This window comes from Kitasatospora sp. NPDC002522, assembly GCF_053595195.1.
The window spans coordinates 1-20,566 of the sequence record NZ_JBSFXE010000077.1; the positions used below are offsets into that span (position 1 = coordinate 1).

Here is a 20,566-nt window from a genome sequence, read left to right on the forward strand (position 1 = left end):
CCTCGCGATGATCAACCTCATGACCCGCCGACTCACCAACGAAACCACCCCGACATGGCGCGGCACATGAACCATGACCAAGCCATTCATCTCCGGACAAAACAACGGGACGAAACGCCCTCTGAGCGATGCCGCCACACGTTCCGGTGGGCCCGGACCAGCCAGTGGACGGAGGTGGTGATGGGTGGTGGGGGCGGACACGACTCCGCCCGGTCGGGGGACCGGGCGGAGGGGGGTGGAGATGTGGGGCTGTGGGTGGTGCGGGTCAGGAGCCGACCTTGCGCTTGTTGTAGACGTCGAAGCCGACGGCGGCGAGCAGGACCAGGCCCTTGATCACCTGCTGGTAGTCGGTGCCGATGCCGACCAGCGACATGCCGTTGTTGAGGACGCCGAGGACCAGGCCGCCGATGATCGCGCCGAGGACGGTGCCGACGCCGCCGCTGGCGGAGGCGCCGCCGATGAACGCGGCGGCGATCGCCTCCAGTTCGAAGTTGATGCCGGCCTGGGGGGTGCCGGCGTTGAGGCGGGCGGCGAAGACCAGGCCGGCCAGCGCGGCGAGCACGCCCATGTTGACGAAGGCGAGGAAGACGACGCGCTTGCTGCGCACGCCCGAGAGCTTGGCGGCCGCCTCGTTGCCGCCGATGGCGTAGGTGTGCCGGCCGATGATGGAGTTGCGCATCAGGTAGCCGAAGGCGAACAGCAGCACGCCGAGGATCAGCAGCACGATCGGGAAGCCGTGGTAGCTGGCGAGCAGCATCGTGAAGACCGCCACCGCGGCGGTGATGACCGCGAGCTTGGCCAGGAAGAAGCCGAGCGGCAGCAGTTCGAGGTCGTAGGAGGCGGCCTGCCGGCGGCCCCGGACCTCCTGGAGGATGGTCACCGCGAGCACGGCGGCGCCGAGCAGGAGGGTCAGGTTGTGGTAGTTGGTGTGCGGGCCGACCTCGGGCAGGAAGCCGCTGCCGATCTTCTGGAAGCCCTTGGGGAACGGCGCGATCGACTGGCCCTGCAGCATGATCTGGGTGCCGCCGCGGAACAGCAGCATGCCGGCCAGCGTGACGATGAACGAGGGGATGCCGACGTAGGCGATCCAGAAGCCCTGCCAGGCCCCGGCGGCGGCGCCGATCAGCAGGGCGAGGACCAGCGTCAGCGGCCAGGGCACGGAGTGACGGACCATCATGACCGCCGCGGCCGCGCCGATGAACGCGGCCAGCGAGCCGACCGACAGGTCGATGTGCCCGGCGATGATGACGATCATCATGCCGATGGCCAGGATCAGGATGTAACTGTTCTGCTGGACCAGGTTGGTGACGTTGAGCGGCTGCAGCAGGATGCCGCCGGTCCAGAACTGGAACAGCAGCACGATCAGCGCCAGCGCGACCAGCATGCCGTACTGGCGGACGTTGCCGCGCAGCGCCTGGACGAGGACGGCCGCGACGGGCGGGCGGGTGCCCGCGGCGGGTGCGGCGGCCTTGGCCGCGGTGGTGGTCTCGGTCTGGGCCATGCGTTATACCTGCTCGTTCTGGAGTTCCGCGCTCACGGTCATGAGGCGCATGAGGGATTCCTGGGTGGCGTCCGCCCGTTCGACCTCGCCGGTGAGCCGCCCCTCGGCCATGGTGTAGATGCGGTCGCACAGGCCCAGCAGCTCGGGGAGCTCGGAGGAGATGACGAGGACCGCCTTGCCCTGGGCGGCGAGGTCGGCGATGACGGTGTAGATCTCCGACTTGGCGCCGACGTCGATCCCGCGGGTGGGCTCGTCGAGGATCAGCACCTCGGGCTCCGCGAAGATCCACTTGCTGAGGACGACCTTCTGCTGGTTGCCGCCGCTGAGCTTGCCGGTCTCCGCGAACACCGAGGGGGCCTTGATGTTCATGGAGGTGCGGAAGCCCTCGGCGACCCGGGTCTCCTCGTGCTCGTTCACCACGCCGTGCCGCGCGACCTTGCCGAGCGCGCTCAGCGAGATGTTGCGGCTGATGTCGTCCATCAGGTTGAGGCCGAGCTGCTTGCGGTCCTCGGTCACGTACGCGATGCCGTGGCCGATCGCCTCGGGCACGGTGCGGGTGCGGATCTCCTGGCCGTTCATGAGGACCCGGCCGCCCGTCCACCGCCCGTAGGAGCGGCCGAAGACGCTCATCGCGAGCTCGGTGCGGCCCGCGCCCATCAGGCCGGCGATGCCGACGATCTCGCCGCGCCGGACGTTGACCGACACGCCGTCGACCACGTTGCGCTGGTGGTCGATGGGGTGCTGGACGGTCCAGTCCTCGATGGCCAGGGCGACGTCGCCGAGCTGCGGGGTGCGCTCCGGGTAGCGGTGCTCCAGGTCGCGGCCGACCATGCCGCGGATGATCCGGTCCTCGGAGATGCCCTCGGCGCCGATCGCGAGGGTCTCGATGGTCTGGCCGTCGCGCAGGATGGTGATGGCGTCGGCCACCCGGGCGATCTCGTTCAGCTTGTGCGAGATGATGATGCAGGAGATGCCCTGGGCCTTGAGCTCCAGGATCAGGTCGAGCAGCTTGCGGCTGTCCTCGTCGTTGAGCGCGGCGGTCGGCTCGTCGAGGATGAGGAGCTTGACCTCCTTGGCCAGCGCCTTGGCGATCTCGACCAACTGCTGCTTGCCCACGCCGATGTCGGCGATGCGGGTCTGCGGGCTCTCGTGCAGGCCGACCCGGCGCAGCAGCTCCCGGGCGTGGGTGAGCGTCCGGTTCCAGCTGATGATCCCGCGGCTGGCGTGCTCGTTGCCGAGGAAGATGTTCTCCGCGATGGACAGGTACGGCACCAGGGCGAGTTCCTGGTGGATGATCACGATCCCGCGCTGCTCGCTGGCGCGGATGTCCCTGAACCGGCAGGGCTCGCCCTGGAAGAGGATCTCGCCCTCGTAGGAGCCGTGCGGGTAGACCCCGCTGAGCACCTTCATCAGGGTGGACTTGCCCGCGCCGTTCTCGCCGCAGATGGCGTGGACCTCGCCGGCGGCGACGGTGAGGTTGACGTCGGAGAGCGCTCTGACACCGGGGAACGTCTTGGTGATCGAACGCATCTCGAGGACGGGTCCGGCCATGTGGTGCATCCGTTTCGGCTGGGGACGGGTGGAGTGGGGGCGGGCGGAAGCGGACGCTTCTGGTCGTCCGCCCCCGCCCGGGCTGCTGCGGGCCGCGGAGGCTGCGAAGGCTACTTCAGCTGGTCCGCGGTGTACTGGCCGCCGTCGACGAGCACCTTCTGGTAGTTGTCCTTGTCCACGCTCACGGGCTGGAGCAGGTAGGCCGGGACGACCTTGACGCCGTTGTTGTACTGGGTGGTGTCGTTGGTCTCGGGCTTGCCGCCGGTGAGCAGCGCGTCGCCCATCTGGACCGCGACCTTGGCGAGCTGGCGGGTGTCCTTGTAGACGGTCTGGGTCTGCTCACCCGCGATGATCGACTTCACCGACGCCAGTTCGGCGTCCTGACCGGTGACGATCGGCAGGGCCTTGCCGCTGCCGCCGTAGCCGACGCCCTTGAGCGAGGAGATGATGCCGATGGAGATGCCGTCGTACGGGGAGAGGACGGCGTCGACGCGGGTGGAGGTGTAGGACTTGCTGAGCAGGTTGTCCATCCGCGACTGGGCGAGCGCGCCGTCCCAGCGGAGCGTGGCCACCTGGTTGAGCGCGGTCTGCCCGCTCTGGACGACCAGCTTCTTGTCGTCGACGTAGGGCTTGAGGACGCTCATCGCGCCGTTGAAGAAGAAGTTGGCGTTGTTGTCGTCCGGGGAGCCGGCGAACAGCTCGATGTTGAACGGGCCCTTGCCGTCCTTGAGGCCCAACTTCTCGGCGATGTAGATGCCCTGGAGCACGCCGACCTTGAAGTTGTCGAACGTCGCGTAGTAGTCGACGTTGGCGGTGCCGCGGATCAGCCGGTCGTAGGAGATGACCGGGATGTGGGCGTCAGCGGCCTTCTGCAGCACGTCGGTGAGCGAGGAGCCGTCGATCGCCGCGACCACCAGCAGCTTGGCGCCCTTGGTGATCATGTTCTCGATCTGCGAGACCTGGTTCTCGACGACGTTGTCGCCGTACTGGAGGTCGGTCTTGTAGCCCTTGGACTGGAACTCCTTGACCATGTTGTTGCCGTCGTTGATCCAGCGCTCCGACGACTTGGTCGGCATCGCGATGCCGACCAGCCCGCCCTTGGCGTCGCCGCTCTTGGGCGCGCCGTCACCGACACCGTTCGAGCTCTGACCGCACGCGGCCAGGGAGAGCGCCAGGCCCGCAGCGGCGAGGGCCATCGAAAGCTTCCGCACAGTTCCTCCAGGAAGACGCCGAGGCCGGCCGGACCTGGGGTGGCGGCCGACCATCGGACGAGCAGGGGGTCGAGCACGAGCGGGGCCGGTCCGGCAGTCGGTGAGACCGGGAGCGCTCGGTATCGAGTTGGGTGAGACCGGGACGCTGTGGGTGTCCTGGCCTGCTGTTACCTGAGTGTTAACGCTCACAGAACGGTCGTCAAGAGTGCTCGCATTACCGTTGGGTCTCGCGCAGGGCTCGGGTCGGCCGCTTTCGCCCAGGGCTTGACGACACGTGGTGTGAGCGTTAACAATCCCGCAGCGCGGGCGGCGCTCAGCAGCGGGTCAGCCGCACCGCCAGGCCGTCGTGCGCGTACAGCGGCGTCGCCCGGTACCCGGCCGCGTCGACCGTGACGGTGCCGAACCCGCCCTGCAGGCTGCGTCCGCCGATCACCGGCAGCACCACGTCGTCGCCCAGCGCGCGGGCGTCCGGCAGCCGCAGGACGAGCTGCGCGCCGCGGCCCAGCGTCACCCGGCCCGCGACCGTCAGGGCGGGCCCGCGGTGGTGAGACAGCGTCACCTCCAGGCGCGTCCCGGCGGCCGACTGCAGGTAGTCGCCGTGCACCCGGACGGCGCCCGGCTCGGCGTCGAGGCGCAGGGTGCCGCCGCGGACCTGGACGTCGCCGCGCCCGAGGGCGTCGCGGGAGGCGGCGGTGAGGACCCCGGCCGCCACCACGGTGGTGCCCGTGTAGCGGTTGGTGCCGGTCAGGGCCAGCGTCCCGGTGCCGCGCTTGGTGAGGCCGCCGGGGCCGTCGATGTCGTTGCGCCAGGCGTCGGCCGCGCCGAACCCGCCCGCGGCGGCGTCGAGTTCCACGGTCACGTCCCGCGCGAACGAGCCGTAGCCGTCGGCCGCGGCGAACAGGTTGAGCCGTCCCCACATCTCCGGGCCGTCCAGCAGGACGTAGCCGGAGGGCAGGGCGGTGCTGCGCAGCACCTCGCGGCGCTGGGCGGCGTCGAGGTAAGGAAGGCGGGTCTCCAGCAGCACCTCGGCCCCCTTGGGCACGGTCATCGGGACGTCCCGGCCGCCGGGGCGCAGGACGTACGTCAGCCGGGGGGTGACCTGCTCGGCGTTGGTAGCGCGGTCGGCGTACGGGTCCTCGGCCCTGGTGGCCCGGTGGGCGAAGGCGTACAGGGTGTCGGCCGTGGTGCCGGTCCGCGACCGGAAGTACTCGGCGGCCTGGCTCCGGGCGGCGGCCTTGAGTGCGGCGTTGCGCGGGTCGGCGAGGGTGGCGGCGGCGAGCGCGGTGGCGAGGGTGCGGCCGCCGATGACGTCGAGCGGGGAGTGCATGCCCGCGGTGATCCGGGTGTGGCTGAGCTCGAACGCCCGGGCGATCAGCTCCTGGAAGCGCTCGGGCACCGCGTACGCGAGGGCCAGCGCGGCCAGGTGGAAGGCGTTCGTGTGCCCGCTCACGAAGCCGCCGTCGTCGGCCGGGGAGGTGTTGCGCTGGCGCAGCAGCTGCGGGGCGACGACGACGTCCGAGGCGTAGACCGGGAAGCCGAGCGCGTCGGTGGCGCCGGTGTCGACGACCGCGCTGTCCTCGGTCAGGCGCCAGGGACGCGGGTACCGGTAGGCGTACTTGGAGGGGTTGCCGGAGGCGTACGGTCCGCGGAGCGTGTTGACCAGGGCGACCACCTGCCCCAGCTCCGAGTCGGCGGCGCCGGGGCCCAGCGCGGAGCCGGCGGGCGCGTCGGCGGGGACGGCGTCGTCGATCTTCGCGGGCGGGGTGGAGTCGGGCGCGGTGGTGATCGAGGTGACCGCCCGCGCGCCGGTGCGGTACAGGTCGGCGAGCGGGCCGAGGCCGGCGATGACGGCGTAACTCTGGTGCTGGCGGTCGTAGACGAAGGCTTCCCTGGCCTGTGCCGCGGTGCGCTGGGTGGTGACCCGCACGCAGTAGCGCACGTTGGCGCGCAGGATGTCGGCCAGCAGCGGCGAGCCGTCGTTCCAGGAGGCGCCGGTGTGCCAGATCCGGTTCATCCCGGTGAGGATGCGTACGGCCGCGTTCCCCTCCGGGGTGAGGTCGGCCATCGTGTTGGTCGTGTAGGAGTCCACGAAGGCGGCGCCCTGGGCGGGGCCCGCGGGCGCCGCGGCGGCCCGCTGCGGGGCGACCAGCAGGCTCAGGGCGGTGGGCGCGGCGAGCAGGCCGAGGGAGGTGCCTGCGGAGCTGCGCAGGAAACGGCGGCGGTCCAGGGGTTGCTGCTGATCGTTCATCGCTGGTCTTCCTGCGGTGGGTGGCCCGGTGGGGCGGAGCGGTCGTCCGGAAGGGCGGGAGGTTCCCCGGCCCGGGTGGCGGCCCGGACCGGGGGGTGCGCGGTGGTCGGGAGGTTTCCCGGCCCGGGTGGCGGCCCGGGCCGGGGGGTGCGCGGTGGTCGGGAGGTGAGGGACGGTCAGCGGCGGGTGAGGAGGAAGCCGAGCTTGTCGACCTCGTCGCCGGCGCGCCCCTGGAACCCGGCGAGCTGCCAGCCGGCGGGCGCGGTGCGGGTCACGCAGTCCGCGGTCGTGGTGCCGCCGGCCAGCGACCGGCCCAGGTTGGTGGTGAACGAGGCGTAGAAGATGCGGGTGTGCCCGCTGTACGAGCCCTGGCAGAGGGTGGCCGCGGTCAGGTACTCGCCGCTGCCCAGGGTGAGCGAGGAGGCGGTGCCGCCGGAGCCCCCGTGGGTGAGGACGGTGCCGTTGCCGAGGGTGAGGCCGACCTGGTCGACGCGGGCGCCGGCCCGCAGGCTGACCACGGCGGCCTGCGCCCCGGCCGGAACGCGGTCGACGTCGTCGTAGAAGTCGCCGTGCGGGCCGCCGAACTGCTCGCTCGCCAGGTAGGCCGGGTTCCGGCTCCAGGTGAAGCCGACGGCGACCGGGTCGTGGTCGGAGAGCATCCGGCCGGAGCCGTCCAGGAAGTCGGCGTGCCGGTTGGCGTACGAGGTCGCGCCCAGCGAGACCAGCGCGCTGCTGCGGTACAGGACCTTGTCGACGATCTCGCAGGTGTCGGTGGGCGCGTTCTGGTCGCACAGCAGCGGGTCGGCGCCCCGGGTCGGCGCGACGCCGCCGCGCTCCAGCTGCACCCACGCGTCGGTCAGCCGGTTGTCGGCGGCGAAGGCGGCGATGGTGTCGTCGGCGCGCGTGTAGCGGGTGTTGGTGTCGCCCATCACGACGACGGCGTTCCCGGCCGAATGGGTCCTGATGTAGCCGGTGAGCTGCGCCAGGTTGGCGGCGCGGGCGGCCTCGTCACCGGTCGCCGTGCCCGCGTTCGCGTGGAGGTTGTAGAAGTCCACGTACACGCCCTCGGCCAGCCGGGTCCGCGTGAAGGTGAACCCCTTGGGGGTGAGGCAGTCGCCGGAGTCGAGCTGGCAGTCCCGCCACTTGACCCGCTCGAAGTCGTCGGTGTCGTAGGCGAGGCCGGACAGGGTGTTGAGGCCGCTGCCGATGCCCGCCCCGCCGCTGGTCGCCGTCCGGTACGGGTGGGAGTCGGCGGCGTACAGCGCGGCGTGGTAGTTGAAGTCCTCCTGGACGTTCACGACGTCGTACGGCGCCAGCCGGCTCCCGATGGCGGTGGTGCTGGACTGCCGGTCGGTCGAGGCGCTGGACAGCACCTGCGGCAGGCCGGCGACGTTGTACGTCAGCACGGAGAACGACCCGCCCTCGCCGGTGGCCTGCGCGGCCGGGGCGCTGACCGGGCTGCCCAGGGCGGCAGCCGCGGGGAGCGCGCCCACCAGGACGGAGCGGACGAGGGGGCGGCGCAGGAGGGGTTTGGACATCGGTGCTCCGATCGGAGAACGGCCACGGGATCATCCGGCGCCCCGGAGCGTATGAGCCAGCCATGAGGGCGTCAAACCTGTCGGCGAGCCTCCAAACCTCCTGTGAGCAGCGGCTTTATGACGCCATGCCAAATCATCGGGGGAGCTTCTGTTAGCGTTAACGGAGTATTCTTGTGGGACTCCGGGAACTCGTCCCGACCGGTGGCGGCGAGGCGGTAGCGGCGAGCTGGGCGACGGGAATAGTGTTAGCGCTAACAGTTTTTGAGGAGCTGCCCATGCCGCCCAACGCACTCGTGTCGCACGGACCGCTGACGGTCACCCAGGACAACGCCGCCGCCCTGGCCGACGGGCGGTGGATCACCCGCTGGACCTTCGGCGCCCCCGGCGGGGTGACGGCGGAGGTGCTCAGCCTCGGTGCCCGCCTGCAGGCCCTGCAGGCGCCGGACCGGGACGGGCGGACCGTGAACGTCGTCCTCGGCAGCGACCGGGTCGCGGACCTGCTCGGCGAGGGCGCCTACTTCGGCGCCACCGTCGGCCGCTACGCCAACCGGATCGCCGGCGGCGTGCTGCCGCTGGAGGGCGCGGTGCACCTGCTGGCCGGCCACGGCGGCGCCGGGCACACCCTGCACGGCGGCCCGGACGGCTTCGCCACCCGGCTCTGGGAGGGCGTGCCGGTCCGGGACGGGGCGCGGGTCGGGGTGCGGCTGCGGCTGCACAGCCCGGACGGCGACCAGGGCTTCCCCGGCGCGCTGAGCGCCGAGGTGACGTACCTGCTCGACGCCGAGGGCGAGTTGAGCATCGAGTACCGGGCCGTCACGGACGCGCCGACGGTCGTCAACCTCACCAACCACGCCTACTTCAACCTGGCGGGCGAGGGCGCGGGGACGGTGCTGGACCACATGCTGCGGGTCGAGGCCGACGGTTACCTGCCGGTGGACGCCGAGCTGATCCCGCTCGGCCCGGTCGAGCCGGTGGACGGCACGCCCTTCGACCTGCGCACGGCCCGGGTGGTCGGCGAGCGCATCGCGGCGGAGCACCCGCAGCTCGCCGGAGCCGGCGGCGGCTGGGACCACAACTGGGTGCTGACCGGGACGGGGCTGCGCACGGCCGCGGTGCTGAGCCATCCGGCCAGCGGCCGGCGGGTCGAGTGCCGCACGACCGAGCCGGGCCTGCAGGTCTACACCGGCAACGCCTTCGACGGCTCGCTGGTCGGACGCTCCGGGCGGCGCTACGGGGCCCACGCGGGGATCGCGCTGGAGACCCAGCACTTCCCCGACTCCCCGAACCGGCCGGAGTACCCGTCCACCGAGCTGCAGCCGGGCGACGAGTACCGCTCGACCACGGTGTACCGCTTCTCGGTGGACCGCTGAGGGGCGTACCCGCGGACCGCTGACGGACCAACGCGAGTGGGGCCGGCCCGACGGGCCGGCCCCACTCGCGTCGACGGGGCGTCAGGAGGCGACGAGGACCCGCACGCCCCAGGCGCCGAGCGGCACCGGGGCGCCGGCCGGGACCGGGGTGCGGGTCAGCACGTCGGTCAGGTCGGCGGGGGCGGTCGCCTCGGCGGGCTGCCAGCTCCAGTTGTGCAGGACGTGGACCCGGCGGCCGTCGGGGGAGGTGCCGGTGGTGGCGGTGACCGTCTCGGGGAGGCCCGACCAGCCGCCGACCGGGGCGGGCGCCAGCCAGGCGGCGAGGGAGCGGGCCGACGCGCGGCCGGGCACGGTGCCCACGCAGGTGACCCGGCCGGCGCCGTGACGGCGGGTGGTGACGGCGGGCCAGCGGCCGAAGTGCGGGTGGTCGTACTCGGCGAGCACCGTGGCGTCCGCGACCAGCAGACCGTCCAGCCAGCGGGTCGCGGTGGCGTCGGCGGGGAGTTCCAGCGGGCTGTCCGCGGCGGCGCGCAGCGGGAGGTCCGCGGACAGGTTGCTGAACTCGTCGTAGGACACCCCCGCGGCCGCCACCAGCCGGGCGGGGGCGGGCTCGTGGCGGGCCCGGGCCTCCTGGTCGGCGTAGCCGGTGCGCGGGCCGAGCACCAGGTGGCCGCCGGCCTCGGCGTACGCGGCGAACCAGTCGAGCAGCGAGTCCTCGGCCAGGTACAGGCCGGGCACCACCAGCACCGGGTGCTGCCGGGCGGCGGTCCGCGGGTCGACGCCCTCCTTCTCGCCGCGGGCGTCGTGGAGTTGGCGGGCGTGCAGGATCCGCACCTGGCGGCCGGCCTCGAAGGCGCCGCGGTAGAACGGGTCGAAGATGCGGTGGTACGAGGCGGAGTCCTCGGCGCCGGCGGCGGTGGCCAGCGGCGGGTACTTCTGCATCAGCCACTTGCTGGGCAGCGAGTAGACCATGGTCAGGTCGGCGTCCGGTTCGAGCCCGGCCACCAGCTCGCCCGCCGTCTCGAACTCCGCGCCCAGGCGGGCGAGTTCGGCGTAGACCCGGCCGGGCCGGCCGCTGTGCGGGAGGATGCCGCCCCAGTAGGTCTCGGTGCCGAAGTGCAGGGTGTGCCAGTGCCAGTACTCGATCATCCGCGCGCCCCGGGAGACCAGCGCCCAGGCGGCCTGCCGCCACTGCCCGTCGAAGGCCGGACGGTTGTCCGAAGTGCCGCTGACGGCCTGGGCGTTGGTCTCGGTGACCAGGAGCGGCTCCTGCCGGGAGGAGTAGATCCGGTCGGCGCTCTGGAACAGCGCCCACACGCCGGTGGTCTTCCACCACTGCTCGTGGTCCTCGGGCGTGGGGTCGGGCAGCGTGAGGGCGTCCTGCATGTCGTAGTACGGGTTGCCGGCCGTCACGTCCAGGGCGTCGGTCACCTCGTCGTCGTCCACCGCCGGGTGGCCGTAGGCCAGGCAGGTGGTGACGAACTGGTCGGGGCGGGCGTACTCGCGCGCGATGGCGGCCTGCCAGGCGACGAACTCGGTGGTCTGCCGGGCCTGGAACGCCCGCCAGGCGACGTCGTACTGCGGCTGCTGGTTGCCGTGGGGCTCCCACAGGTCGGCCCAGGTGGACAGCCGGTGCGACCAGTAGACCAGGCCCCACTCGCGGTTGAGGGTCTCCACGTCGCCGTACTGCCGGCGCAGGTGGTCGGTGAAGCGCTGGAAGACGCCGTGGTTGTGCGGCAGGTGCAGGCCGGGCTCGTTGTCGACCTGGAAGCCGATCACCGCGGGGTGGCCGGCGTGCCGGGCGAGGATGGCGCGGGTGACGCGCTCGGCGTGGAAGCGGAAGGCGGGGTGGCTGAAGTCGGCCTCCTGGCGGGAGCCCCAGCCCATGGGCCGGCCGCCGGACTGCACGGTGGCGATCTCCGGGTACTGGCGGGCCAGCCACGGCGGCACCGCGTAGGTGGGCGTGCCGAGCACCACCGAGATGCCGCGGGCGTGCGCGGCGTCCAACACCGGGGTGAGCCACTCGAGTTCGAAGCGGCCGCTGTCCGGCTCCCAGGTCGACCAGACCGACTCGCCGACCCGGATGACGGTGAACTTCGCCTCGGCCATCAGGTCGAGGTCCTCCTTCAGCCGGTCGTACGGCTGGTACTCGGGGTAGTAGGCGGCGCCGAACAGGACGCGCGGAGGCAGGGGGAACATCGCTGACACCTCGTCAGGGAGGAGCCCCGGCTGCCGGAGCGGCGGCCGGGGCGGGTTGCGGACTTGTCGTCAGGAAGCGGAACCGGTGACGGTGCTGCCCGAGCGGGTCAGCTTGTACGTCCCGGTGGCGCCGCTCCGGTAGTGGAGGGTGAGGACCGCGGTCCGGCCGTCCGTGAGCGAGCTCAGGAACTCCTTGGTGAAGGTGGTCGCGTTGCCGGCGTAGTCGGGTGCGAAGCTGGAGCCCCAGCCCTGGAAGGCGGTCCAGGAGGCCGGGCCGGCGTTGGTGCCGTCGGTGTACTTGGACTCGATGGTGGCGAGCTGGTCGCCGCGGTACTGGGTCGGGACGCTCAGCCCGTCGGTGGTGCCGGTGGCGTCGGACAGCACCGGCAGGTCGGAGCTGATGATGTGGAGCTTCCAGTCCACGCCCTCGGAGAACCACAGCTCGACGGTCGAGTTGACGCCGTAGGAGCGGTCGCCGGCCAGTCGGGTGAGGGCGGACGCGAAGAGGGTGAGCTTGCCGTCCTTGACCTTGTAGTCCGGGCCGTCGCGCAGCTGCGCGTTGCCGTTCCACACCGTCAGGAACCGGGTGCCGTTCAGGTTGAGGTCGATGGTCTGGTCGGTGATCGGCCCGGACTTCGGCAGGAACAGGTTGTCGCTGGCGGCCGTCCCGGAGCGGCTGGTCCAGGACTGCTTGATCATGGCCATCAGGTCCGGCTCGCGCCACTGCAGGGAGCTGCGGTTGAGGAAGTTGGCGTCGTCCCACAGCGCGCTGGTGACGTGGCTGGTCCGGGCCTGGTAGCCCAGCTCCTCGTAGTACTTCAGCATCTCGCCGTTCTCGACGGTGCCCGAGTTCGGCTCGCTGAGCAGGCCGTACTCGCCCAGGTAGACCGGGACGCCCTTGCTGGTGAAGATGGTGCGCATCCGCGCGAAGGCGTCGTTCAGGTCCTTCTGGGTGGTGGCGTCGTAGGTGGTGGTGCCGGCGATGTTCACGCTGAACGGCCAGTAGCTGTAGTAGTGGACGGTGGCCACCAGGTTCGGGTCGTGCAGCGAGTTGATGGTGGCCGACAGGTCGTTCATCAGCTCGTCGGACGGGGTGCAGCCCTGGGTGGGCAGGACGAGCAGGCGGTTCTTGTTGTTGCCGCCGGACTTGCGGACGATGGTGAAGAACGAGGTGTTCAGCTCGTTCATGTACTGCTTCTTCTGCGCGTCGGTGGTGCCGTTGGCGAACGACGGCTCGTTGACGCTCTCCATGAGCAGGCTGCGCGGCTCGTCCTTGAGGGCGGTGGCGATCTGCTGCCAGGTGGAGTTGAACCGCGCCATCACGTTGTCGTGGTCGGTGGCGATGTTCGATATCCACTGCCACGAGTCGTGGTGCACGTTCATCTCGGCGTACAGGCCGGCCGCCTGCGCCAGGTCGACCACCTGCTTGACGCGCTTCAGGTAGGTCGCGTCGATGGTGTACGGGGCGGTGGCGGACTCGTGCGGGTACCAGGTGACCGGGATGCGGACGCTGCGGAAGCCCTCCGAGCGGATCTTGTCGAACAGCGCCTTGGTGGCCAGCGGGTTGCCCCAGGACGTCTCGTCGGGGATGGCGTCGAGGGTGTTGCCGAGGTTCCAGCTGGGCTGCATCGCGGCGAGCGCGGCCATCCGGTCCTTGGGGACGTGGACGCCCGCGGTCTGCTGCGCCGCGTCCGGGGCGGCCGGGGAGGCGAACGCGGGACCGGCGGTGAGGCCGCCGGTGGTGACCAGGGCCACCAGCAGGGTCGCGGACCGGCGCAGCCGGCGGCTGCGCGGGCGGGCGGTCTGGGCGTCGATCATTGCCGTGCCTTTCGTCGAGCGGGTGGGTGGAGGGAGGCCTGACGGCTCGTCAGGAGCTGTGGTGGGGGCGGTAGTCGAACCAGTCGGCGTGCACCGTGCCGGCCGCGGCGTACAGGCCGATCACCCGGCCGGTGAAGCCGCCCGCCACCTCGGTGGACAGGTAGCGGCCCTCCAGCGAGCCGAGCACGGTGAAGGCGCCGTCGGGCTGCTCGATCCCGAAGGAGAGCAGGTCCGGGCTGGTCCGGGCGCCCTCCGGCGGGTGCGGGGCGATCTCCAGGCCGAGCACCACCGGGCCCTCGGGCACCGTCGCGGAGCCCACCTCGGTGCGCAGCGGCCCGATCCGGGCGAACACCGTGACCCGGCCGGCGGTCGCCTCGATCTCGTAGTGGTGCCGCTCGTCGAGCCGGATGGCGAGGCCGCCGCGACCCGCGGAGGCGTCGACCAGGGCGCGCACCCCGCAGGTCAGGTGCTGCTGGCGGCGGCCGACGAACACCGCGTCCGGCTCGTCGAGCGAGGCCCCGGCGGCGTGCAGGGTGAGCCAGCCGGCGCGCTCCTTGGTGGTGACCAGCTGCGCCGGGCGCTCGCGCACCGAGATCCAACTCGGCTGCAGGTCGGGCTGGTCGAAGTCGTCGCGGACCGGTGCGGCGGGCACCGGGTGCAGCGGCCAGGCGGGCGCGGGCGACTCGAGTTCGAGTGCGCCGACCACCGGCCAGCCGTCCACCCAGTCGACCGGGGTGAGGAAGGTCTCCCGGCCGAGCACGTGCCAGCCAGGGGTGCCGCCGCGCGGACGCACGGCGAGCAGCACCATCCACCAGGAGCCGTCGGGCGCCTGGACCAGGTCGGCGTGGCCGGTGTTCTGGATCGGGTGGTGGGTGCCGCGGTGGGTCAGGACCGGGTTGTGCGGGCACGGCTCGAACGGGCCCTGGGGCGAGCGTCCGCGGGCGATGGCGACGCTGTGGCCGCGCTCGGTGCCGCCCTCGGCGATCAGCAGGTACCACCACGCGCCGATCCGGTACAGGTGCGGCGCCTCGGGGGCCTGCGCGCCGGCGGAGCCGGACCACAGCGGCTGCGACTCGCTCAGCGACCTGCCGGTCGCGAGGTCCAGGCGCTGCTGGGAGACCCCGGCGACGGTGACCCAGCAGGTGCCGTCCTCGTCCCAGGCGAGGTCCGGGTCGATGCCCGGGACGTCGGGCAGCGGCAGCGGGTCGGACCACGGCCCGGCCGGGTCGGTGGCGGTGAAGAGCACGTTGCCGGAGGAGCCCACGTTGGTGACGATCAGCCAGAACCGGCCGTCGTGGTGGCGCAGGGTCGGCGCGTAGATCCCGGCGGAGGAGGGCATCTCGGGCGGCAGCGTCAGCTGGCTCGGCCGGTCCAGGGCGTTGCCGATCTGGGTCCAGTTCACCAGGTCCCGGCTGTGGAAGACCGGGATGCCGGGGAAGTACTCGAAGCTGGAGCAGACGAGGTAGTAGTCCTCGCCCACGCGGCAGATGCTCGGGTCGGGGTGGAAGCCCGGGATCACCGGGTTGGTGACGGTGCTCGCCGCCGACTGCTGGCCTGACACGGGATCGGTTCCTCTCGATGGTGCGGTTCGGGCGGCGCCCCGGGCCGGGTCGGGCACCCGGGGCGCCGCTGGTGCGGCCGGCTAGCCGATGGCGCAGGAGGCGCCGTTCAGCCAGAAGGCCGGGGGATTGGCATCACTGCCGGACCAGGTGGCCCGGAAGCCCCACCGGACGCTCCCGCCCTGCGGGATGGCGGCGTCGTAGGTGCGGCAGGTGCAGGGTGGTGGTGGCGTCCGCTCCCGGGCGGCGCCAGACCGTCAGCAGGGTGTCGCCGCCCGCGGTGCGCAGCGCGAGCGCGACCCACGGGTCGTCCCAGCGCGGCAGGCCCAGCGGCCAGCACGGCACGGCGTGCGGCAGCTCGGCGCGCAGCGACTTGTGGACGGCCACCGCCTCGCGCACCGACGCAGCCTCGTCCGGGCCGAGTTCGGTGAGCTTCCCGGAGAGGTGGATCCGGCCCAGCAGCGCGCTCGCCATGGTGAAGGCCACCTCGTCCGGCGAGTCCTCGGGCTGCGGGTAGCTCCACACGGCGCCCTGCTCCGGGGTGACGGCCGTGGGGGCGGCCGCCGCGATCGGCGGGTAGCGCAGCAGGTCCTGCTGGTCGCTGGTGGACTGCAGCTGCATCCGGGACAGCAGGGCGTGGTCGGTCCGCATGGCGCCGGACGCGCAGTTCTCCAGCACCAGGTCCGGGTGCCGGTCCAACAGGCCGTCCAGCCAGTCGAGTTGGGCCCGGTTGTGGCCGAGCAGGCCGGCCGCCGGGGCCTCCCCGGGGTGGGCGCTGGTGCCGGAGCCGGGGTCGGTGTTGTGGTCCAGTTTCAGGTAGCCGACGCCCCAGTCGGCGACCAGGCGGTCCACCACCGCGTCCAGGTGCGCCCGGGCGGCCGGGTGGCGCAGGTCGAGGTGGTGGCGGCCGCCTCCCTCCTCGATCCGCTGCCCGTCGCGCCGGAAGAACGCCTCCTCGGGCAGTGACTTCGCCAGCGGGCTGGACACCCCGACCGCCTCCGGCTCCAGCCACAGGCCGGGCACCATGCCGCGCTCGCGGATGCGGTCCAGCACCTGGTGGATCCCGCCCGGCCCGGGGAAGCGGGAGACCGAGGGTTGCCAAGGCGGTGCGCAGCGGTTCGCGCTGCCAACGGCCCTCGGCCATCCAGTCGTTCTCCGCCCAGAGCAGCTCGGCGGCGTCCAGCTCGGCCGGGTCGCCGGTGGTGAGGGCGCCCACCACCAGGGAGGACGCCGACTCCAGGTGCAGCGGCTCGCGGCCCTCGTTACGCAGCACCACCTCGGCGCGCAGCACGGGGATGCCGTCCGGGGAGCGGTAGTTCACCTCGGCGGCCAGGCCGGTGACGGGGTCGTGCAGGTCGACGGTGAGCAGGTGCCAGTCGCCGTCCCGGCCGACGGTGTGGCCGCGGTGGCGCAGCCGGGCGCCGATGGTGGTGTCGATCAGGTGGCGGCCCGACCAGTACCGCCCGTGGCCGGCGGCGGTGGCTTCGACCAGCGGGAGCGCGGCAGCGGCGGGCGCCGGGGTGTCGCCGGGCCGGCCGAGGTGGCGCAGGCGGGCGGTGCCGTCCTCGGCGAGGTCGATGGTGAGGGCCAGGGCGTGGTGGCCCCAGCGGACGGTGATGGGTGCGTCGGTCATGGCGAGGTCCTCGCATGGGGGCGAGTCGGCTGCGGTGGTGGGCCGTCAGGTGGCGGGAAGGAGCGGAAGAGTGACGGATCGTCAGCCCGTGAGTGGAGGGCGGCCCGTCCGCCGCGGTCGGGGAAGGGGGGCGGACGGGCCGGGATCAGTGCGCGCGCAGGACGGCGCAGCCGCCGGGCGGGAGTTCGGCGAGCGGGCCGTCGGTCAGCAGGTCGTGGGCGGGCTCGGGGAGCGGCGCGGCGTCCGGGCCGTGGTTGATCAGCAGGTGCCAGCGGCGGCCGTCCGGGGCGTGCCGGGTGACCGACTCGACGGTCGGCGGCAGGCCCGGGAGGTCCGGGGCCAGGCCCGCGTCCGCGGTGAGCCGGGCGACCAGCGCGCCGTAGGACGCGTCGTCGAGCCGGGTGGAGAGGTACCAGGCGTGGCCGGCGCCGAAGGCGTGGCGGGTCAGGGCGGGGGAGCCGGCCAGCATGCCGTCCGGGTAGGCGGCGACGGTCTCGGCGCCCTCGGTGCGCAGCGACTCGCTCCAGGCCGTGGCCCGCGAGCCGTCCGTGAGGAGCAGCTCCGAGGTGCGCGGCAGCGGCCGGTACTCCTCGACCCGGATGCCGAGCGCCTCGCGCAGCGGCGCGGCCGGGTAGCCGCCGAGCCGGGCGTGCATGCGCTCGTCGACGGCGCCGCTGAACGGCTGCACCAGCAGGGTGCCGCCGCCCTCGACATAGGCGCGCAGGTTGGCCGCGCCCGCGTCGGAGAGCAGGAACAGGGCGGGGGCGAGGACCAGCCGGTAGCGGCTCAACTCCCGTTCGGGGTGGGCGAAGTCGGTGGTGACGCCGGCGTCCCACAGCGCGCGGTGGGCGCGGCGCAGCTCGCCGTGGTAGTCGAGTTCGCCGGACGGCAGGCCGTCCACGTTCATCGCCCACCAGGCGTCGGAGTCGTGCAGGACGGCGGCCTCGGCGCGCACGGTGGAGCCGGCGAGTTCGGCGAGCCGGCCGACGGCCGCGCCGGTGGCCGCCGTCTCGCGGAAGGTGCGGCTGTCGGCCCCGGCGTGCGGGACCATCGCGGAGTGGAAGAACTCGGCGCCGGCCTTGGACTGGCGCCACTGGAAGAACAGCGCGCCCTCCGAGCCGCGGGCGATGTGGCCGAGCGAGTGGCGCAGGATGTCGCCGGGCTCCTTGGCCAGGACTCGGTCCCCGGCGTAGACGGTGTTGGTGCCCTGCTCCATGAGCAGCCAGGGCGCGCCGCCGGCGAAGGAACGGGCCCGGTCGGCGCCGAACGCGGTGTCGGCGGCGGCGCCCCGGCCGGACGCGGTGGGGTAGTGGTCGACGGACACCACGTCCACCTCGCGGCCGAACGCCCACAGGTCCAGGTTCTGGTAGCCCGGCAGCATGAAGTTGGTGGTGACCGGGAGGTCGCTGTGCGCGCGGATCGCGTCGCGCTGCTCCCGGTAGGCGGCGATGGTCAGGTCGGAGAAGAAGCGGCTGAAGTCCACGGACCGGCCGGGGTTGCCGTGCCACTGGGTGGCGCGCGGCGGCTGGACCTGTTCCCAGCTGCTGTAGCGCTGGCTCCAGAACGCCGTCCCCCAGGCCTCGTTGAGGGCGTCCAGGGAACCGTGGCGCTCGCGCAGCCAGACCCGGAAGGCGGCCGCGGTGTGCTCGCACCAGCACAGCGTCACGTACTCGTTGTGCACGTGCCACAGGGCCAGCGCCGGGTGGTCGGCGTAGCGTTCGGCCAGCGCGCCGGCGATCCGGCGGGCGGCCTGGCGGTAGGCGGGGGCGGCCAGGCAGTAGGTGTCGCGGCTGCCGTGGGTGAGGCGGACGCCCTCGGGGGTGACCGGCAGGGCGTCCGGATGGGCCAGGGTGAACCAGGGCGGCGGGGAGGCGGTCGGGGTGGCCAGGTCGACGGCGACGCCGGCGGCGTGCAGCCGGTCGAGGTGGGCGTCGAGCCAGCCGAAGTCGTAGCGGCCCTCCGCCGGCTCCAGCAGGGCCCAGGAGAACACGCCGACGGTGGCCAGGTTGACCCCGGCCCGGCGCATCAGCTCGTCGTCCTCCTTCCACACCTCGGCGTCCCACTGCTCGGGGTTGTAGTCCCCGCCGAACGCGAGGCCGCCGAGCCGGTCGGTGAGTCGGCGAATCGTCATGGGAAATCTCAGCTTCCGTGGCGTCAGGGACGGGATGTGGTGCGGTGCGGGGCGGGGGCGGTGCTCTCCCGGACCATCAGGTCCGGTGCCACCAGCAGCAGTTCGTCCTTCGGTTCGAAGCCGTCGGCCACCGCCGTGATCCGGGCCATCACCTGGTCGACGGCCAGCTGCCCGAGCTCCTTCTTCGGACTGGTCACGGCGGTGAGCCGGGGGGAGTGCTGCTCGGCGAGCGCGTCCGGGCAGATGGCGATCACCGAGGCGTCCTCGGGGACGGTCCGCCCGCCGGCCCGCAGCAGGTTGAGCAGCGGGCCGATCGCGCCCTCGTTCTGCACGACGAACCCGGTGGTGTCGGGCCGGTCGGCGAGGATCCGGGCCAGGGTGCCGGCGGTGGACTCGTAGGTGCCCTCGCAGGGGCGGTGCAGGAAGCGCACGCCGCGCTGTTCGGCGCGGTCCCGGAAGCCCTGGACGGTGCGCTCCGCGTAGCCGGCGTGCCGGCGGTAGACGGCGCTGCCGTAGCCGATGAACGCGACGTCGCGGTGGCCGAGGTCGGCCAGGTGGTCGGCGCACAGGGCGCCCGCGGTGGTGAAGTCGTGGTCGACGCAGGACAGTCCGGCCGGGTCGGCGGGCAGGCCGATCAGCGCGGCGGGCACGCCCCGGGCGTGCAGGACGGGGACGCGCTCGTCGTCGAGGCGGACGTCCATCAGGATGACGCCGTCGGCCAGGCCGCTGGCGGCGACCCGCTGGACGCCGTCGGGGCCCTCGTCGTTGGTGAGCAGCAGCACGTCGTAGCCGTGCTCGCGGGCCGCGACGGTGACCGCGATGGCGATCTCCATCATGGTCGGCACGTGCACCTCGGTGTGCAGCGGCACCATCAGCGCGATGATGTGCGAGCGCTTTCCGGCCAGTGCCCGGGCTCCCGCGTTGGGGTGGTAGTCGAGCGCCGTGATGGCCTGCTCGATGCGGGTGCGGGTCTTCCGCGAGATCGATCGCTTCCCGCTCAGCGCGTAGCTGACGGTGCTGGCGGACACGCCCGCGTGCCTGGCCACGTCGGCGAGGGTCACCATCGGTCCACTTCCTTAAGGGTCGGTCGGGCTCAGCCCTTGATCGCGCCGGTGAGCACGCCCGTGCGCAGGTGCTTCTGGACGAACGGGTAGGCGAGCAGCATCGGGACCAGGGTGAGCACCACCACGGCCATCTGCAGCGACAGCGGCGCGGTCTGCTGGTGGACGCTGCCGAAGCCGGAGTTCACCGAGCCCGGCAGGCCGTTGCCGCGGTTGACGTACGTCAGCAGCACGTCCTGCAGGGGCCACTTCTGACTGTCCGTCGGCATGTAGAGCAGGACGTTGAAGAAGGAGTTCCAGTAGCCGACCGCGTAGAACAGGGCGATCACCGCGGTGACGGCCCGTGAGGTGGGCAGGACGACCGACCACAGGATGCGCCAGTCGCCGGCGCCGTCGATCCGGGCGGCGTCGATCAGCTCCGAGCTGGTGCCCTGGTAGAAGGAGCGCAGCACCAGGATGTTGACCGAGACAGCGGAGTTCAGGAAAGTTCTGCGGTTCATCCCAGTTCTCATGGGGGCGGCCCTTCTCCAGCAAACTGTCGAAACGCTTGGATGTTTCGGTGACACTAACGATGGGTTACCGGTTCGACAAGGGCCTGAACAAATCTAAATTCGGCTTCCTGTAAGGCTGTTGACACGTGCGAGCGCGCCGTGTCAGCGTCGATGGGCTTCGACGAACGAGCCTCGACCATCTGCCCGAGGGGTCTACCCACGTGAGTGCCACGCCCACGCCCGCCACCGGCCTGT

The 20,566-nt window shown here is 72.4% G+C and carries 13 protein-coding genes and 1 pseudogene; 1 reads left to right on the forward strand and 13 read right to left on the reverse strand.

Going from position 1 to position 20,566, the window contains the following annotated elements; genetic code table 11:
* Window positions 1-265 precede the first annotated feature (265 nt).
* From mmsB to ACWD4U_RS33860, 5 genes are all read right to left on the reverse strand, one after another.
* The gene (mmsB, locus tag ACWD4U_RS33840; RefSeq protein ID WP_363461757.1) at window positions 266-1,501 is read right to left on the reverse strand and encodes a multiple monosaccharide ABC transporter permease; all 1,236 of its coding nucleotides are present in this window, start codon (window positions 1,499-1,501) and stop codon (window positions 266-268) included.
* Between the two features lie 3 nt (window positions 1,502-1,504).
* Complete coding sequence (mmsA, locus tag ACWD4U_RS33845; RefSeq protein ID WP_363461755.1) at window positions 1,505-3,052, reverse strand: multiple monosaccharide ABC transporter ATP-binding protein; 1,548 nt, start codon at window positions 3,050-3,052, stop codon at window positions 1,505-1,507.
* A 110-nt stretch (window positions 3,053-3,162) separates the two neighbouring features.
* The gene (gene chvE / locus ACWD4U_RS33850; protein ID WP_363461761.1) at window positions 3,163-4,248 is read right to left on the reverse strand and encodes a multiple monosaccharide ABC transporter substrate-binding protein; all 1,086 of its coding nucleotides are present in this window, start codon (window positions 4,246-4,248) and stop codon (window positions 3,163-3,165) included.
* Window positions 4,249-4,576: 328 nt separating this feature from the next.
* On the reverse strand, window positions 4,577-6,511 hold the full coding sequence (locus tag ACWD4U_RS33855; protein ID WP_363461753.1) for a phosphatase PAP2 family protein: 1,935 nt from the start codon (window positions 6,509-6,511) through the stop codon (window positions 4,577-4,579).
* 176 nt (window positions 6,512-6,687) lie between these two features.
* On the reverse strand, window positions 6,688-8,049 hold the full coding sequence (locus tag ACWD4U_RS33860; protein ID WP_363461751.1) for a jacalin-like lectin: 1,362 nt from the start codon (window positions 8,047-8,049) through the stop codon (window positions 6,688-6,690).
* A gap of 275 nt (window positions 8,050-8,324) precedes the next feature.
* Here ACWD4U_RS33860 and ACWD4U_RS33865 point away from each other — a divergent pair, with 275 nt between their 5' ends.
* Window positions 8,325-9,419 (forward strand): aldose epimerase family protein, encoded by a 1,095-nt coding sequence (locus tag ACWD4U_RS33865; RefSeq protein ID WP_363461749.1) that lies wholly within the window; start codon window positions 8,325-8,327, stop codon window positions 9,417-9,419.
* An 81-nt stretch (window positions 9,420-9,500) separates the two neighbouring features.
* On the opposite strand, the gene ACWD4U_RS33870 is transcribed toward ACWD4U_RS33865, so the two are convergent.
* The 8 genes and pseudogenes from ACWD4U_RS33870 to ACWD4U_RS33905 form a co-directional block, all read right to left on the reverse strand.
* Window positions 9,501-11,618, reverse strand: coding sequence for a beta-galactosidase (locus ACWD4U_RS33870; RefSeq protein ID WP_363461747.1), 2,118 nt, complete (start codon window positions 11,616-11,618; stop codon window positions 9,501-9,503).
* A 69-nt stretch (window positions 11,619-11,687) separates the two neighbouring features.
* Window positions 11,688-13,436 (reverse strand): cellulase family glycosylhydrolase, encoded by a 1,749-nt coding sequence (locus ACWD4U_RS33875; protein WP_363461745.1) that lies wholly within the window; start codon window positions 13,434-13,436, stop codon window positions 11,688-11,690.
* A 49-nt stretch (window positions 13,437-13,485) separates the two neighbouring features.
* A complete protein-coding gene (locus tag ACWD4U_RS33880; RefSeq protein ID WP_363461743.1) occupies window positions 13,486-14,997 on the reverse strand; it encodes a glycoside hydrolase family 43 protein in 1,512 nt (503 codons plus the stop codon).
* 81 nt (window positions 14,998-15,078) lie between these two features.
* Entirely contained in the window at window positions 15,079-15,186 is a 108-nt protein-coding gene (locus tag ACWD4U_RS33885) for a hypothetical protein (RefSeq protein WP_363461759.1), read from the reverse strand.
* 1 nt (window position 15,187) lies between these two features.
* A pseudogene (locus ACWD4U_RS33890) lies at window positions 15,188-16,628 on the reverse strand (alpha-galactosidase); the annotation flags it as partial.
* A 145-nt stretch (window positions 16,629-16,773) separates the two neighbouring features.
* Window positions 16,774-18,759 (reverse strand): beta-galactosidase, encoded by a 1,986-nt coding sequence (locus ACWD4U_RS33895; protein ID WP_363461741.1) that lies wholly within the window; start codon window positions 18,757-18,759, stop codon window positions 16,774-16,776.
* Between the two features lie 23 nt (window positions 18,760-18,782).
* Window positions 18,783-19,823, reverse strand: coding sequence for a LacI family DNA-binding transcriptional regulator (locus ACWD4U_RS33900; RefSeq protein ID WP_363461739.1), 1,041 nt, complete (start codon window positions 19,821-19,823; stop codon window positions 18,783-18,785).
* A gap of 29 nt (window positions 19,824-19,852) precedes the next feature.
* On the reverse strand, window positions 19,853-20,320 hold the full coding sequence (locus tag ACWD4U_RS33905; RefSeq protein ID WP_363461737.1) for a carbohydrate ABC transporter permease: 468 nt from the start codon (window positions 20,318-20,320) through the stop codon (window positions 19,853-19,855).
* Between the last annotated feature and the right edge of the window lie 246 nt (window positions 20,321-20,566).